This is a genomic window from Streptomyces scabichelini, from assembly GCF_011045015.1.
In the GTDB taxonomy this organism is placed as follows: Bacteria; Actinomycetota; Actinomycetes; order Streptomycetales; family Streptomycetaceae; genus Streptomyces; species Streptomyces scabichelini.
The window spans coordinates 47,871-62,197 of the sequence record NZ_JAAKZY010000034.1; the positions used below are offsets into that span (position 1 = coordinate 47,871).

Here is a 14,327-nt window from a genome sequence, read left to right on the forward strand (position 1 = left end):
CGTGGCTGTTCCGAAGCGGAAGATGTCGCGCAGCAACACGCGCCACCGCCGGTCGCAGTGGAAGGCTGCGGTCCCCACCCTGGTTGCGTGCGAGCGCTGCCACGAGCCCAAGCTGCAGCACATCGCGTGCCCCGCTTGCGGCACCTATAACAAGCGCCAGGTCCTCGAGGTCTGAGCGGCTGGTGAGAGGCTCTATGTCTGACGCCAAGGCGGATTCGAACGCCAAGAAAAAGGCGGACACAACAGCCTCGTCCCACACGCTTCTGGAAGGGCGGCTCGGGTACAAGCTCGAGTCCGCCCTTCTGGTGCGTGCGCTGACCCACCGTTCGTACGCGTACGAGAACGGCGGTCTGCCGACCAACGAGCGCCTGGAGTTCCTCGGGGACTCCGTCCTCGGCCTCGTGGTCACGGACACGCTGTACCGCACCCACCCCGACCTGCCCGAAGGCCAGCTGGCCAAGCTTCGGGCCGCGGTGGTCAACTCGCGTGCGCTGGCGGAGGTGAGCCGCGGGCTCGACCTGGGTTCCTTCATCCGGCTCGGCCGGGGCGAAGAGGGCACGGGCGGCCGGGACAAGGCGTCCATCCTTGCCGACACCCTCGAAGCGGTGATCGGCGCGGTCTATCTCGACCAGGGGCTCGACTCGGCGGCGGAGCTGGTGCACCGCCTGTTCGATCCGCTGATCGAGAAGTCCTCGAACCTGGGTGCCGGCCTGGACTGGAAGACCAGTCTCCAGGAGCTCACGGCGACCGAGGGGCTCGGCGTGCCCGAGTACCTGGTCTCGGAGACCGGCCCGGACCACGAGAAGACCTTTACTGCTGCCGCCCGCGTCGGAGGCGTCTCGTACGGCACCGGCACCGGCCGCAGCAAGAAGGAAGCGGAGCAGCAGGCGGCGGAATCCGCGTGGCGGGAGATCCGCTCCGCCGCGGACGAGCGGCTGAACGCGACGAAGGCCGCCGCGGACGCCGAGAGGGACGTCGACATCCCCTCGACCGCGAACTCCGACACCGCTCCCGCCTGACCCACGGCCCACAGCCGTCACCGATCGCCCGTCCCGGCAAAGGGGCGGGCGATCATGTTCGCCATCCCCGTCCGGCCCGCCCGGGTCCGGTGCAGTACCGCGGCCCCGCAGGGGCGCGGGGAACTGCGCGATCAGCCACGAACGGCCCGCGGCTTTCGAACCACCTTTCCAGCGCAACCACCTTTCCCTTCCGGAGGAGAACCCGTGCCCGAACTTCCTGAGGTCGAGGTCGTGCGGCGCGGCCTTGAGCGCTGGGTCAGCGGGCGGATCGTCATCGACGTACAGGTGCTGCATCCGCGCGCGGTGCGCCGGCACATCGCGGGCGGCGAGGACTTCGGGGCCCGGCTCAAGGGGCACCGCATCGGGCTTCCCCAGCGCCGCGGCAAGTACCTGTGGCTGCCGCTCGCCGACCAGCCGACCGCCGTCCTCGCACACCTCGGCATGAGCGGCCAGCTCCTCGTCCAGCCGGAGAGCGCGCCCGACGAGAAGCATCTGCGCATCCGCGTCCGCTTCGCCGACACCCTGAACACCGAACTCCGCTTCGTCGACCAACGGACCTTCGGCGGGCTCTCGTTGCACACGACCACACCCGACGGACTGCCCGACGTCATCGCGCACATCGCCCGCGACCCGCTGGACCCGCAGTTCGACGACGCCGCGTTCCACGAAGCGCTGAGGCGACGGCGTACGACCATCAAGCGGGCCCTGCTCGACCAGTCGCTGATCAGCGGCGTGGGCAACATCTACGCGGACGAGGCGCTGTGGCGCGCGCGGCTGCACTACGAGCGCCCGACCACCGGTTTCACGCGCCCGCGCACCGCCGAACTCCTCGGCCATGTACGGGACGTGCTGTACGAGGCCCTGACCGCCGGAGGCACCAGCTTCGACAGCCTGTACGTCAACGTGAACGGCGAGTCCGGCTACTTCGACCGGTCCCTCGACGCGTACGGGCGGGAGGGCGAGCCGTGCCGGCGCTGCGGCACGGTGATCCGACGGCGGCCCTGGATGAACCGGTCCAGCTATTTCTGCCCGCGCTGTCAGCGACCGCCGCGCGTCGCGTCGTAGCGCTCGCGTGCCGCCATGACGTCGTCCATACGGCCTTCAACGAAGTGGACGAGGGCCAGCAGCCGCTCGGCGACCTCGTGGCCCAGCGGTGTCAGTTCGTAGTCCACGCGCGGCGGGTTCGTGGGCTGCGCCTCGCGGTGCACCAGTCCGTCGCGCTCCAGCGCGTGCAGCGTCTGCGACAGCATCTTCTCGCTCACGCCGTCGACGCGCCGGCGCAGCTCGTTGAAGCGGAGCGAGCCCTCGAACAGCGCGGCGAGCGTGAGTCCGCCCCAGCGCCCCGTGACGTGCTCCAGGGTGCCCCGAGAGGGACACGCCTTGGAGAACACGTCATACGGAAGGTCGGGTGTCTCCGTGAGGTCCATACCTTCAGCGTACTCCGGTGCAGCGCCGACCCGCAGATGGCGCTAACGAAAAGTAACCGCCTACCTAGTACCCGAAGTCCTGCGTCCACCAGGGGCCGCCCGTGTCGAAGTGGGCGCCGACTCCCAGGGTCTTGAAGTCGCAGTTCAGGATGTTCGCGCGGTGGCCGGGGCTGTTCATCCAGGCCTCCATGACCGCCGCGGCGTCGGCCTGTCCGCGGGCGATGTTCTCCCCGCCGAGGTTCCCGATGCCGAGCCCCTTCGCCCGGTCCCAGGGGGTGGCCCCGTTCGGGTCGGTGTGATCGAAGAAGTCCCCGACGGCCATGGCCTTGCTGAAGTCCTGAGCCAGCGCGGCCAGCGAACTGGACGCCGTCACCGGGCTGCAGCCCGCCTTCTCCCGCTCCTGGTTCACCAGCGAGAGCACCTCGGCCTCGGCCGCGGACTGTGGGGACACCGCCTTGGGCGGAGTGGGCTTGGGCACCTTCGTGACCGGAGGCGGCGGAGTCGGCTTGGGCTTCGACTGCTCCGGAGCCTTCGTCGTCGGCTTCGTGGTGGGCTTCTTCGTGGGCTCTTCGGCCGGCTTCGTCGGCGTCGGCGTCGGCGAGGGCGAGCGGTCAGTGTCACGGCTCGCGCCCGAGTCGTCGCGGTCGTCCGCGGAGCCGTCCGTGCCGCCCTGGGTCTCAAGACCGGTCGGGAAGTCCGAGGTCTGTACCTTGCCCGCGTTGTTGCCGCCGACCACGTCCTTGTCACCGCCGCCGGGCAGCAGCCCGGACGCGACCGCGACGGCGCCCATCGCGACCGCCGCGGAGACACCGAGCAGACCGCCGCGCACGGGCACCGCGGCCTTCTTGCGGCGGCGGTGCGAGCGACCGCCCCGGGGGTCACCGGTGGGCGCGAAGGAGGTCGTGGCGTACGCGTCGACGTCGCCCGTCGAGTAGAGGTAGGCGGCACTTCCCGGGGCGGTGTCGCCCGTCGAGAAGAGGTAGGCGTCGCTGTGCGCGTAGTCGTGGCTCGGCGCGTAGAGACCATTGCTCTGCGCGTAGCGGCCGTTCGCCTCGTAGCGGTCCTGGCCGGCGCCCGAGATGGCCTCGGTCGCGTAATCACCCGCGTCGGCCGTTGAGTAGCGGCCGGTGTATGTTCCGTACGTTTGCGTGACGCCGGTGGCGCGGCCTGTGGCGGCGCGGCCGGCGGCGGAGCGTCGGTGGCGTCCCATCTCCTGGCCTTCCTCATCCTTGCAGTCAACGTCCTCACTCGAATGAGTGAGGTGCATTGCGTCGGGACGGTACCGCATGACGCAAGAGGAGGAAGTGCTCACAGAGCAAATGGCCGGTTAGCGTGCAGCCATGAACGAGGATGTGCGGCTCGTGGCGTGGGTACGCGGAAGCGTCCAAGGTGTGGGTTTCCGCTGGTTCACGCGTGCCAAGGCGCTGGAGATCGGCGGCCTGAGTGGCTTTGCTCTCAATTTGCCGGACGGACGGGTCCAGGTGGTCGCGGAGGGCCCGCGGGCCGGATGCGAGGGACTGCTCGACTGGCTGCGCGGGGACGACACACCCGGCCGCGTCGACGGAGTCACTGAGATTTGGGACACGCCCCGGGGCGGTTACGACGGCTTCGCCATCCGCTGAGATCCACTGCCGGTCGGCGCCCACAACACCGCAGGCCGGGGGCGCGGGGCAGGCTCCGGGCACCTGCCCCGGGCAGAAACCGCCTGGTTGTTGCCAAGAACCGCTTGCCGTGGCAGGCTCGCGAGGTAAGGATGATCTCTACGCCCTCAGGGCCCCGAAGGAGAGGCAGCGCCGCCCGTTTTCAGGCCGCGCGCCCAGGGTTGCCCGCCAATACGGGGCGTGATCGTGTTGACCGTCAAACTTTTTGGTGAGACGCTGAAAGCCCCGCGCACCTTAGCTGTTTGGCATGTAAGAACGGCAGCAACAACTGAACAGTGCCAAGCACTACGGGTGCGATTCCCTCACGACCCACACCGCTTCGGTCGGTCACTCAGTGTGGAGGACCATCCATCATGGCAAAGGCGCTTCTCGGTTACGTCGGCGGCTCCGACCCGCGACTCCTCGCCGAGATGCGACGGCTCCAGCAGCGCGTCCAGGACCTGGAATCCGAGCTCGTACGGATCCAGGCCGAGAACGACGAGCTGACGGCTGCCGCTTCTCACGATCACCTTCTGGAGAGCATCGACGTACCCCAGGCGGAGCCTGCGCTCACCTGACCACCGCACGGCAACGACGCCGCCAGTGATCAGGCTGTCCGTGTCAGCCGCTTCATTCAGTGTTGCAAGGGACGCTTCGGCGTCCCTTCTTTTTTGCCCCCGCGTCTTCCCTGGCCCCCGGCGTACTCTGTCCCGCGCACTCTTTCACTCTCTTTAACGTCTGGTGTGCCCTGCACGTTCATGGGTGAAACCGTTCGTTCATGGAGTGAGACAGACCCGGACGGTAGAGTCCAGCGGCGTGCACCTCAAGGCCCTGACCCTCCGTGGGTTCAAATCGTTCGCCTCGGCGACCACTCTGCGGTTCGAGCCGGGGATCACCTGTGTCGTGGGCCCCAATGGTTCGGGCAAGTCCAATGTCGTGGACGCGCTGAGCTGGGTCATGGGCGAACAGGGCGCCAAGTCGCTGCGCGGCGGCAAGATGGAGGACGTCATCTTCGCCGGCACCACCGGGCGCCCGCCGCTCGGCCGCGCCGAGGTGTCCCTGACCATCGACAACTCCGACGGCGCCCTGCCCATCGAGTACGCCGAGGTCACCATCACGCGGATCATGTTCCGCAACGGCGGCAGCGAGTACCAGCTCAACGGCGACACCTGCCGCCTGCTGGACATCCAGGAACTGCTCTCCGACTCCGGCATCGGCCGCGAGATGCACGTCATCGTCGGCCAGGGCCAGCTCGACTCCGTCCTGCACGCCGACCCGATGGGCCGCCGCGCCTTCATCGAGGAGGCCGCGGGCGTCCTCAAACACCGCAAGCGCAAGGAGAAGGCGCTGCGGAAGCTGGACGCGATGCAGGCGAACCTCGCACGCGTGCAGGACCTGACGGACGAGCTGAGACGTCAGCTGAAGCCGCTCGGTCGGCAGGCGGCGGTCGCGCGCCGGGCAGCGGTGATCCAGGCCGACCTCCGGGACGCCCGGCTGCGCCTGCTCGCCGACGATCTCGTACGACTCCGCCAGGCGCTCCAGGCCGAAGTCGCCGACGAGGCCGCGCTCAAGGAACGCAAGGAAACGGCCGAGGCCGAGCTGAAGAAGGCGCTCCAGCGGGAGGCGCTGCTCGAGGACGAGGTGCGGCGCCTCACGCCGCGGCTCCAGCGGGCGCAGCAGACCTGGTACGAGCTGTCCCAGCTGGCCGAGCGGGTGCGCGGCACGATCTCGCTGGCCGACGCCCGGGTCAAGAGCGCGACCTCCGCACCGCCCGAGGAGCGGCGCGGACGTGATCCCGAGGACATGGAGCGCGAGGCCGCGCGGATCCGTGAGCAGGAGGCCGAGCTCGAAGCGGCCCTGGAGGCGGCCGAGCGGGCGCTGGAGGACACCGTCGCTCACCGGGCCGACCTCGAGCGCGAACTGGCGGTGGAGGAACGGCGCCTGAAGGACGTGGCCCGCGCCATCGCCGACCGCCGCGAGGGCCTCGCCCGGCTGAACGGTCAGGTCAACGCGGCCCGTTCGCGTGCCGCCTCCGCCCAGGCCGAGATCGACCGCCTCGCCTCCGCGCGGGACGAGGCCCAGGAGCGGGCCGTCGCGGCGCAGGAGGAGTACGAAGCGCTCAAGGCCGAGGTCGACGGCCTGGACGAGGGCGACGCGGAGCTGGCCGAGCGGCACGAGGCGGCCAAGTCGGCGCTGGCCGAGGCGGAAGCAGCCCTGGCGGCGGCCCGCGAGGCGGCCACCTCCGTGGAGCGCAAGCGCGCGGCGACCCAGGCCCGCCACGAGGCCCTGGCACTCGGCCTGCGCCGCAAGGACGGCACGGGCGCCCTGCTGGGAGCGAAGGAACGTCTCACCGGCCTGCTCGGCCCGGCCGCCGAGCTCCTGTCGGTCACCCCGGGCCATGAGGTCGCACTGGCCGCCGCCTTCGGCGCGGCCGCGGACGCCATCGCGGTGACGACCCCGTCCTCGGCCGCCGACGCCATCCGCCTGCTCCGCAAGCAGGACGCGGGACGAGCGGCCCTCTTGCTGGCGGGGGCACCGGAGGAGGTGCGGGCCGCGGGCGACATTGCCTCCACAGACGTGTCCCCGGAGCGCAGCGGTCCTCCGTACGCCGCCGAGTTCGTCCGAGGGCCCGCTGAACTCATGCCCGCCGTACGGCGCCTGCTGAGGGGCATCGTCGTCGTGGGAACCCTCGAGGACGCCGAGGACCTCGTGTACGCGCGGCCCGATCTCACCGCCGTCACCGCCGAAGGCGACCTGCTCGGGGCGCACTTCGCGCACGGTGGGTCGGCAGGGGCGCCGAGTCTGCTCGAAGTGCAGGCGTCCGTCGACGAGGCCGCCGACGAGCTCGAAGAACTCGCCGTGCGATGCGAGGAGTTGACCGAGGCGCAGCACCTCGCCGCCGAGCGGCGAAAGGAACGGGCCGCGCTCGTCGAGGAGTTGGGGGAGCGGCGGCGGGCCGGAGAGCGGGAGAGATCGGCCGTCGCCCAGCAGTTGGGGCGGCTGGCCGGGCAGGCCCGCGGGGCGGCAGGGGAGGCCGAGCGCAGCACCGCCGCGGCCGCGCGGGCGCAAGAGGCCCTCGACAGGGCCGTACAGGAAGCCGAAGAGCTGGCCGAACGGCTCGCCGTGGCCGAGGAGATGCCCGGCGAGGAGGAGCCCGACACCTCCGTACGGGACCGGCTCGCCGCGGACGGCGCCAACGCGCGGCAGACCGAGATGGAGGCCCGGCTCCAGGCGCGTACGCACGAGGAGCGCGTCAAAGGGCTGGCCGGGCGGGCCGATTCCCTGGATCGGGCCGCGCGCGCCGAACGTGAGGCACGCGCGCGTGCCGAGCAGCGCAGGGCGAGACTCAGGCACGAGGCCGCCGTCGCCGAGGCTGTCGCCTCCGGCGCCCGGCAGCTTCTCGCGCACGTCGAGGTCTCGGTGGGCCGGGCCGATGAAGAGCGCACCGCCGCCGAGAGCGCCAAGGCGCTGAGGGAACAGGATCTCGTCGCCGCCCGCACCGCGGGGCGGGACCTCAAGGCCGAACTCGACAAACTCACGGATTCGGTACACCGCGGCGAGGTGCTCGGCGCCGAGAAACGGCTGCGGATCGAGCAGTTGGAGTCGAAGGCGCTGGAAGAGCTCGGTGTGGAACCTGCGGGTCTCGTGGCCGACTACGGCCCTGACCAGCTTGTGCCGCCCTCGCTCGCCGCCGAGGGCGAGGAACTGCCGGATGACCCCGAGCACCCGCGCAACCAGCCCCGGCCGTTCGTCCGCGCCGAGCAGGAGAAGCGGCTCAAGTCCGCCGAGCGGGCCTACCAGCAGCTCGGCAAGGTCAACCCGCTGGCCCTGGAGGAGTTCGCCGCGTTGGAGGAACGCCACAAGTTCCTCAGCGAGCAGCTGGAAGACCTCAAGAAGACGCGCGCGGATCTTCTACAGGTGGTGAAAGAGGTCGACGAGCGCGTCGAACAGGTCTTCACCGAGGCGTTCTGGGACACGGCCCGGGAGTTCGAGGGAGTCTTCAGCCGGCTGTTCCCCGGCGGGGACGGTCGGCTGATCCTGACCGATCCCGACAACATGCTCACCACGGGCGTGGATGTGGAGGCCAGGCCTCCGGGTAAGAAGGTCAAGCGCCTCAGCCTGCTGTCCGGCGGCGAGCGCTCACTCACCGCCGTGGCGATGCTCGTGTCGATCTTCAAGGCGCGGCCCAGCCCGTTCTACGTGATGGACGAGGTCGAGGCGGCGCTCGACGACACCAACCTGCAGCGGCTCATCCGGATCATGCAGGAGCTGCAGGAGGCCTCGCAGCTGATCGTGATCACCCATCAGAAGCGCACGATGGAGGTCGCCGACGCGCTGTACGGCGTGTCCATGCAGGGCGACGGGGTGTCGAAGGTCATCAGCCAGCGGCTTCGTTAGCCCTGGGACGACGGGACCCGGACGTCGACGCGAGGCACATGGCCACAACGTGGCCATGCCATTCAAGTACTGAACACAATTTCCTTACCTGCCTCTAACTTTGTTCACACCTACCCCTCTGTTGACTTCGAAACTTGAAGGCATACTCTCGGAAACGTTGCTTTTACCTTCAGGTGGGGGCGTGCCCTCACCCCGGCAGCGAGGCCGGAGGCCCGAGGAGTACCCGTGACCAGCACAGCGCAGGCACCAAAGTCAGGAGCCCGAGAGGCTCATCCCGAACACCTCGGGCACGTCATCTTCATCGCGGCGGCGGCCGCGATGGGCGGCTTCCTCTTCGGCTACGACAGCGCCGTGATCAACGGTGCCGTCGAAGCCATCCGGGGCCGTTACGACATCGGCTCCGCGGCCCTGGCGCAGGTCATCGCCGTCGCCCTGATCGGCTGCGCGATCGGTGCCGCCACTGCGGGCCGGATAGCCGACCGCATCGGCCGCATCCGCTGCATGCAGATCTCGGCCGTGCTCTTCACGGTCAGCGCCGTCGGTTCCGCGCTGCCCTTCGCGCTGTGGGACCTGGCCTTCTGGCGCATCGTCGGCGGCTTCGCCATCGGCATGGCCTCTGTGATCGGCCCCGCCTACATCGCGGAGGTCGCCCCCGCCGCGTACCGCGGACGCCTCGGCTCCTTCCAGCAGGCCGCGATCGTCATCGGCATCGCCGTCTCGCAGCTCGTCAACTGGGCCATCCTGAACGCCGCGGGCGGCGACCAACGCGGCACACTGCTGGGCCTGGAGGCCTGGCAGATCATGCTCGGCGTGATGGTCATCCCGGCCGTCCTGTACGGCCTGCTCTCCTTCGCGATCCCCGAGTCGCCCCGCTACCTCATCTCCGCAGGCAAGGAGACCCGCGCCCGCGAGGTGCTGAAGGAGGTCGAGGGCGACAACGTCGACCTGGACGCCCGCGTCGCCGAGATCGAGCACGCCATGAAGAGCGAGCACAAGTCGACCTTCAAGGACCTGCTCGGCGGCAGCTTCTTCTTCAGGCCGATCATCTGGATCGGCATCGGCCTCTCCGTCTTCCAGCAGTTCGTCGGCATCAACGTCGCGTTCTACTACTCCTCGACGCTGTGGCAGTCGGTCGGCGTCGACCCGACGGAGTCGTTCTTCTACTCCTTCACGACGTCGATCATCAACATCGTCGGCACCGTGATCGCCATGATCTTCGTCGACCGCATCGGCCGCAGGCCGCTCGCACTCATCGGCTCCGTGGGCATGGTCGCCGGTCTCGCCCTGGAGGCCTGGGCCTTCTCCTTCGACCTCGTCGACGGCAAGCTGCCGGCCACCCAGGGCTGGGTCGCGCTGATCGCCGCCCACGTGTTCGTCCTGTTCTTCGCCCTCTCCTGGGGTGTCGTCGTCTGGGTCTTCCTCGGTGAGATGTTCCCGAACAACATCCGCGCCGCCGCCCTCGGCGTCGCCGCCTCCGCGCAGTGGATCGCCAACTGGGCCATCACCGCGAGCTTCCCGTCCCTGGCCGACTGGAACCTCTCCATGACCTACGTGATCTACACGGTCTTCGCCGCCCTCTCGATCCCCTTCGTGCTCAAGTTCGTGAAGGAGACCAAGGGCAAGGCGCTGGAGGAGATGGGCTAGGCCACAGGCCGGACAGGCCCCAGGCCAGGTCTCGTAAAGAGGCTCTCGATGCCTCGTGAAGAGGCCCTCGATCGCGAGGAGACGGGCCAAGCCCCCGCTGCCCCTCTCCTCGTCCCGTAAGGCGTACCGCCCCGGCTCAGCCCTCGTGGTCCTCGAGGTTCTTGAGCCGGGGCAGTACGTTTTCGCAGAACAGATGCATGCTGCGCCAGCCCTCGTCGACCGGCATCCCACCCGAGAGCGGATGCAATACGTAGTTGTCGAGGCCCTGCGCCAGACACTCGTCCGGCGTCACGATCCGGTACACGCCCTCCGCGCGCAGCTCGTCGACCGTCGTGGCCCCCGACTTCACCGCGGAACGGATGTCGCCGGACTGCCAGGACGCGTACGTCCGCGCCTCGTGCAGAAAGTGCTCGCCGTGCTCGGCCCACACGCGGTCCGGGTCCTCGGCGAGGTGCAGCAGCGGGGTCACGGCCGGAGGCATCATGGTCCAGCCCTCCGTGCCGTATTCAACAAGGCGCTCCTTGTAGTACGCCTCCAGCTCCGGCAGATGCGCGCTCGGGAAGAACGGCAGCCCGAGCCGGGCGGCACGCCGGGCCGCCGCCTTCGAGGAGCCGCCGACCAGCAGCAGCGGATGGGGAGCGGAGTACGGGCGCGGGGTGATCCGTACCGTACGGCCGCGGTACTCGAACTCCTCGCCCGTCCAGGCCTTGAGCAGCGTCTCCAGCAGCTCGTCCTGGAGCTTGCCGCGCCGCTTCCACTCGACGTCGAAGAGCGCGTACTCCTCGGGCCGGTAGCCGATCCCCGCGACCGTCACCAGACGGCCGCCGCTGAGCAGGTCCAGTACGGCGATCTCCTCGGCCAGCCGCAGCGGATCGTGCAGCGGGCCGATGATCGCCGAGACCGTGACCGCGATCCGGCGCGTGGCGCCGAAGACCGCGCCCGCGAAGGCGAAGGGCGAGGGCAGCCAGTTGTTGGCCGCGCCGTGATGCTCCTCGGTCTGCACGGTGGTCATCCCGCGGTCGTCGGCGTACGCGGCCATCTCCAGGGCGGCCTGGTAGCGGGCGCTGAGCGACTCGCTCGTCGCGCCGGGCTCGACCAGATTGAAACGTACGACCGTGACGGACATGGCGGGTCCTCCTTCGGGCGGGTGCCGGAGAAGGGGGACGGTAGCTGACGGGGCGTCAGACGGCCATAGCGGCGGCAGCACGACGCCGCGCCGCGGCGACGACCGGGGTCATGCCCCGGATGCGCCTCGCGCGCCCTGACGACGCACACCCCCTGAGCGGAGAACGGACGGCGGGTGGAGGGTCACGCATACTGGGTGCGTTATGGAAATCGTCATCCTTCTTGTAGTCATCGCCGTGGTCGTGATCGGCGCGCTCGGCGGGCTCGTCGTCGGCAGCCGCAAGCGGAAGCAGCCGCCCCCGCCGCCCCCCGCCACGCCCGACATCACCGCCCCTCCGGCCGAGCCGCACGTCGGCGACGAAGCCGAGACGCCGCGCGAAGAACCGCGCCGCACGATCGAGGAGGTGGATCTTCCGGACGCCTCGGGGGCCGTCGCCGTCGAGGAACGCCCGGCCGCACCCGAGATCGAGATCCCGGAGCCGACCGCCGGGCGCCTGGTGCGTCTGCGCGCCCGGCTCTCCCGCTCGCAGAACGCGCTCGGCAAGGGGCTGCTCACGCTGCTCTCGCGCGAGCACCTCGACGAGGACACCTGGGAGGAGATCGAGGACACGCTGCTCACCGCCGATGTCGGAGTGCAGCCCACCCAGGAGCTGGTCGAGCGGCTGCGCGAGCGTGTGAAGGTGCTCGGCACCCGTACGCCCGATGAACTGCGCGGCCTGCTGCGCGAGGAGCTGCTCACCCTTCTCGTGCCCGACTTCGACCGCACCGTGAACACCGAGTCCGGCCTGGACACCCCGGGCATCGTGATGGTCGTCGGGGTGAACGGCACCGGCAAGACCACCACCACCGGCAAGCTCGCGCGCGTGCTCGTCGCCGACGGCAAGCATGTCGTGCTGGGCGCGGCCGACACCTTCCGTGCCGCTGCTGCCGAGCAGCTTCAGACCTGGGGCGAGCGCGTGGGTGCCAGCACCGTGCGTGGCCCCGAGGGCGGCGACCCCGCGTCCATCGCCTTCGACGCCGTCAAGGAAGGCATCGAGAAGGGTGCCGATGCCGTCCTGATCGACACCGCCGGGCGACTGCACACCAAGACCGGCCTCATGGACGAGCTCGGCAAGGTCAAGCGCGTCGTCGAGAAGCACGCACCGCTCGACGAGGTGCTGCTCGTGCTGGACGCCACCACCGGTCAGAACGGTCTGGTGCAGGCCCGTGTCTTCGCCGAGGTCGTCGACATCACCGGCATCGTCCTGACCAAGCTCGACGGCACGGCCAAGGGCGGCATCGTCATCGCCGTCCAGCGGGAGCTGGGCGTACCCGTCAAGCTCGTCGGCCTCGGCGAGGGCGCGGACGACCTGGCGCCGTTCGAGCCGGAGGCGTTCGTTGACGCTCTTATCGGAGAGTGACCACCTACGAAATTTCGTAGGTGCGGAAGAAGCGCGCGTTCCCGAGGTGCAGTCGGGGACGCGCGCTTCGCTGTTGCCGCCCGGCAGGGCTACGTGCGTGACCGGTGCGCCACGTAGGCCAGCGTTCCCAGCAGCAGCCGCGCCGCGGGCGGCTTCGTCGCCGAGTCGAGGGCGGGGGAGCGGAGCCAGTGGACCGGGCCGAGGCCGGCGCGGTCGGAGGGTGGGGCCGTGATGTACGTGCCGGGGCCGAGGCCGTGCAGGTCGAGCGTCGTGTCGTCCCAGTCCCAGCCCGTGCGGTAGAGCAGCTCCGGCAGTTCGGCCGCGGCGCCGGGGGCGACGAAGAAGTGGGTGCGGCCGTCCGGGGTCGCCGTCACGGGGCCCACTGGGAGGCCCATCCTTTCGAGACGGATCAGTGCGCGCCGACCGGCGGGCTCGGCGACCTCGATCACGTCGAAGGCGCGCCCCACCGGCAGCATCACCGCGGCGCCTGGGAAGTCGCTCCAGGCCTCGGTCGCCTGGTCGAGGGTGGCGCCGGCGGGGATGACCGGTGCGAAGTCCAGTGGATGCGCGCCGGGTGCCGGGCAGTCGGTCCTGCCGCATGAGCAGGTCCCCGCGGACGCCCGGGCGCCGGGCACCACGTCCCAGCCCCACAGTCCGGTGAACTCGGCCACCGCGGTGCACTCCGACGAGCGGCCGCGGCGTCGTGTGCCGGGCCGGATCTCGCGCATCCCACGGCTGCCGCCGATCGTGAAGCCCATGCCCCCTCCAACAGGTTCAGCGCGTCCATGGTTACGCGGCGGAATCGGAACGTAACTCTGCGTTCCCGGCGTCGCCTGGGACCAAGCGGCGCCCAGAAGCTCTCAGGGTGGTGCGCTTGGCTCTTCGCGCCCCGGTGTGCACCGTTCCGCCACTCCTGGCCGTCCTGTGTCAAGTGAATCGCTTACCGACCACCGGGAGTTCATTCGGAGGGGTGGCGAATGGTGGCGTTTCCGCATCCGCCATGGCCGGAGGGGTGATCGTAGGATTACTGTGAGTGCACGACTCCTGGGGGTGCGCGCACTTGTGAGTATGCCGGAGGCAAGTCGGCTCTCCGTTCGAGAGGTGAGAACTGCCGGACGGACGACCGCATTTACCGGCAATCTGGTAGGGCTTGGCGCACACAGCGCACAAGGGGTTTGAGGGATGGGGGCGTTCCAGTGGGCGGCAACGGCGGAAGCGGGACGACCGCGACCAGCACTGACAAGCGCCCCAATGAGCTGCTGGGCTCGTGGTTCGTGCGCAGCGGCTGGTCCAAGGGCGAGCTGGCGCGCCAAGTGAACCGCAGGGCACGCCAGTTGGGGGCCAACCACATCTCCACGGACACCTCGCGCGTGCGCCGCTGGCTCGACGGGGAGAACCCGCGCGAGCCGATCCCGCGCATCCTGTCCGAGCTGTTCTCCGAGCGCTTCGGCTGCGTCGTCGCCGTCGAGGACCTCGGCCTGCGCACCGCACACCAGTCACCGTCCGTGTCCGGGATCGACCTGCCGTGGACAGGACCGCAGACCGTCGCGCTGATCAGCGAGTTCTCGCGCAGCGACCTGATGCTGGCCCGGCGCGGCTTCCTCGGCACCTCGCTGGCCCTGTCCGCCGGTTCGTCGCTCATCGAGCCCATGCAGCGCTGGCTGGTGCCCAGCG

12 protein-coding genes and 1 pseudogene are annotated in these 14,327 nt (G+C 69.9%); 9 read left to right on the forward strand and 4 right to left on the reverse strand.

Going from position 1 to position 14,327, the window contains the following annotated elements; translation table 11 throughout:
* Position 1 precedes the first annotated feature (1 nt).
* From rpmF to mutM, 3 genes are all read left to right on the forward strand, one after another.
* Entirely contained in the window at positions 2-175 is a 174-nt protein-coding gene (gene rpmF, locus G5C60_RS13640) for a 50S ribosomal protein L32 (protein WP_006139588.1), read from the forward strand.
* A gap of 19 nt (positions 176-194) precedes the next feature.
* Complete coding sequence (gene rnc / locus G5C60_RS13645) at positions 195-1,019, forward strand: ribonuclease III (protein ID WP_165258582.1); 825 nt, start codon at positions 195-197, stop codon at positions 1,017-1,019.
* A gap of 204 nt (positions 1,020-1,223) precedes the next feature.
* Positions 1,224-2,084 (forward strand): bifunctional DNA-formamidopyrimidine glycosylase/DNA-(apurinic or apyrimidinic site) lyase, encoded by an 861-nt coding sequence (gene mutM, locus G5C60_RS13650; protein ID WP_165258584.1) that lies wholly within the window; start codon positions 1,224-1,226, stop codon positions 2,082-2,084.
* On the opposite strand, the gene G5C60_RS13655 is transcribed toward mutM, so the two are convergent.
* Positions 2,057-2,446, reverse strand: a complete 390-nt coding sequence (locus tag G5C60_RS13655) for a winged helix-turn-helix transcriptional regulator (RefSeq protein ID WP_165258586.1) — start codon at positions 2,444-2,446, stop codon at positions 2,057-2,059. The genes mutM and G5C60_RS13655 overlap by 28 nt on opposite strands.
* Positions 2,447-2,510: 64 nt before the next feature.
* On the reverse strand, positions 2,511-3,656 hold the full coding sequence (locus tag G5C60_RS13660; protein WP_165258588.1) for a CAP domain-containing protein: 1,146 nt from the start codon (positions 3,654-3,656) through the stop codon (positions 2,511-2,513).
* A gap of 130 nt (positions 3,657-3,786) precedes the next feature.
* Here G5C60_RS13660 and G5C60_RS13665 point away from each other — a divergent pair, with 130 nt between their 5' ends.
* From G5C60_RS13665 to G5C60_RS13685, 4 genes are all read left to right on the forward strand, one after another.
* The gene (locus G5C60_RS13665; RefSeq protein WP_165258590.1) at positions 3,787-4,068 is read left to right on the forward strand and encodes an acylphosphatase; all 282 of its coding nucleotides are present in this window, start codon (positions 3,787-3,789) and stop codon (positions 4,066-4,068) included.
* A 392-nt stretch (positions 4,069-4,460) separates the two neighbouring features.
* Positions 4,461-4,664, forward strand: coding sequence for a hypothetical protein (locus G5C60_RS13670; protein WP_165258592.1), 204 nt, complete (start codon positions 4,461-4,463; stop codon positions 4,662-4,664).
* A 238-nt stretch (positions 4,665-4,902) separates the two neighbouring features.
* Complete coding sequence (gene smc / locus G5C60_RS13680) at positions 4,903-8,484, forward strand: chromosome segregation protein SMC (protein ID WP_165258594.1); 3,582 nt, start codon at positions 4,903-4,905, stop codon at positions 8,482-8,484.
* Positions 8,485-8,709: 225 nt separating this feature from the next.
* Positions 8,710-10,128: a sugar porter family MFS transporter gene (locus G5C60_RS13685; protein ID WP_165258596.1), complete on the forward strand. Its 1,419-nt coding sequence runs from the start codon at positions 8,710-8,712 to the stop codon at positions 10,126-10,128.
* A 136-nt stretch (positions 10,129-10,264) separates the two neighbouring features.
* Here G5C60_RS13685 and G5C60_RS13690 read toward each other — a convergent pair whose 3' ends face one another.
* Positions 10,265-11,254: an LLM class flavin-dependent oxidoreductase gene (locus tag G5C60_RS13690; RefSeq protein WP_165258598.1), complete on the reverse strand. Its 990-nt coding sequence runs from the start codon at positions 11,252-11,254 to the stop codon at positions 10,265-10,267.
* A 202-nt stretch (positions 11,255-11,456) separates the two neighbouring features.
* On the opposite strand from G5C60_RS13690, the gene ftsY reads away from it, so the two are divergent.
* Positions 11,457-12,653 carry a signal recognition particle-docking protein FtsY gene (gene ftsY, locus G5C60_RS13695; protein WP_165258600.1) on the forward strand — a complete coding sequence of 399 codons (1,197 nt, stop codon included), beginning with the start codon at positions 11,457-11,459 and terminating at the stop codon, positions 12,651-12,653.
* Between the two features lie 89 nt (positions 12,654-12,742).
* On the opposite strand, the gene G5C60_RS13700 is transcribed toward ftsY, so the two are convergent.
* Complete coding sequence (locus G5C60_RS13700) at positions 12,743-13,411, reverse strand: bifunctional DNA primase/polymerase (protein WP_165258602.1); 669 nt, start codon at positions 13,409-13,411, stop codon at positions 12,743-12,745.
* Positions 13,412-13,849: 438 nt separating this feature from the next.
* Between G5C60_RS13700 and G5C60_RS13705 the strand changes: the two are divergent.
* Positions 13,850-14,327, forward strand: a pseudogene (locus G5C60_RS13705) (hypothetical protein); the annotation flags it as partial.

Coding starts and splice junctions, on each gene's coding strand:
- G5C60_RS13655 (WP_165258586.1), bottom strand. CDS start 2,446: ATGGACCTCACGGAGACACCCGACCTTCCGTATGACGTGTTCTCCAAG.
- ftsY (WP_165258600.1), top strand. CDS start 11,457: ATGGAAATCGTCATCCTTCTTGTAGTCATCGCCGTGGTCGTGATCGGC.
- rnc (WP_165258582.1), top strand. CDS start 195: ATGTCTGACGCCAAGGCGGATTCGAACGCCAAGAAAAAGGCGGACACA.
- G5C60_RS13665 (WP_165258590.1), top strand. CDS start 3,787: ATGAACGAGGATGTGCGGCTCGTGGCGTGGGTACGCGGAAGCGTCCAA.
- G5C60_RS13700 (WP_165258602.1), bottom strand. CDS start 13,411: ATGGGCTTCACGATCGGCGGCAGCCGTGGGATGCGCGAGATCCGGCCC.
- G5C60_RS13670 (WP_165258592.1), top strand. CDS start 4,461: ATGGCAAAGGCGCTTCTCGGTTACGTCGGCGGCTCCGACCCGCGACTC.
- G5C60_RS13690 (WP_165258598.1), bottom strand. CDS start 11,254: ATGTCCGTCACGGTCGTACGTTTCAATCTGGTCGAGCCCGGCGCGACG.
- G5C60_RS13660 (WP_165258588.1), bottom strand. CDS start 3,656: ATGGGACGCCACCGACGCTCCGCCGCCGGCCGCGCCGCCACAGGCCGC.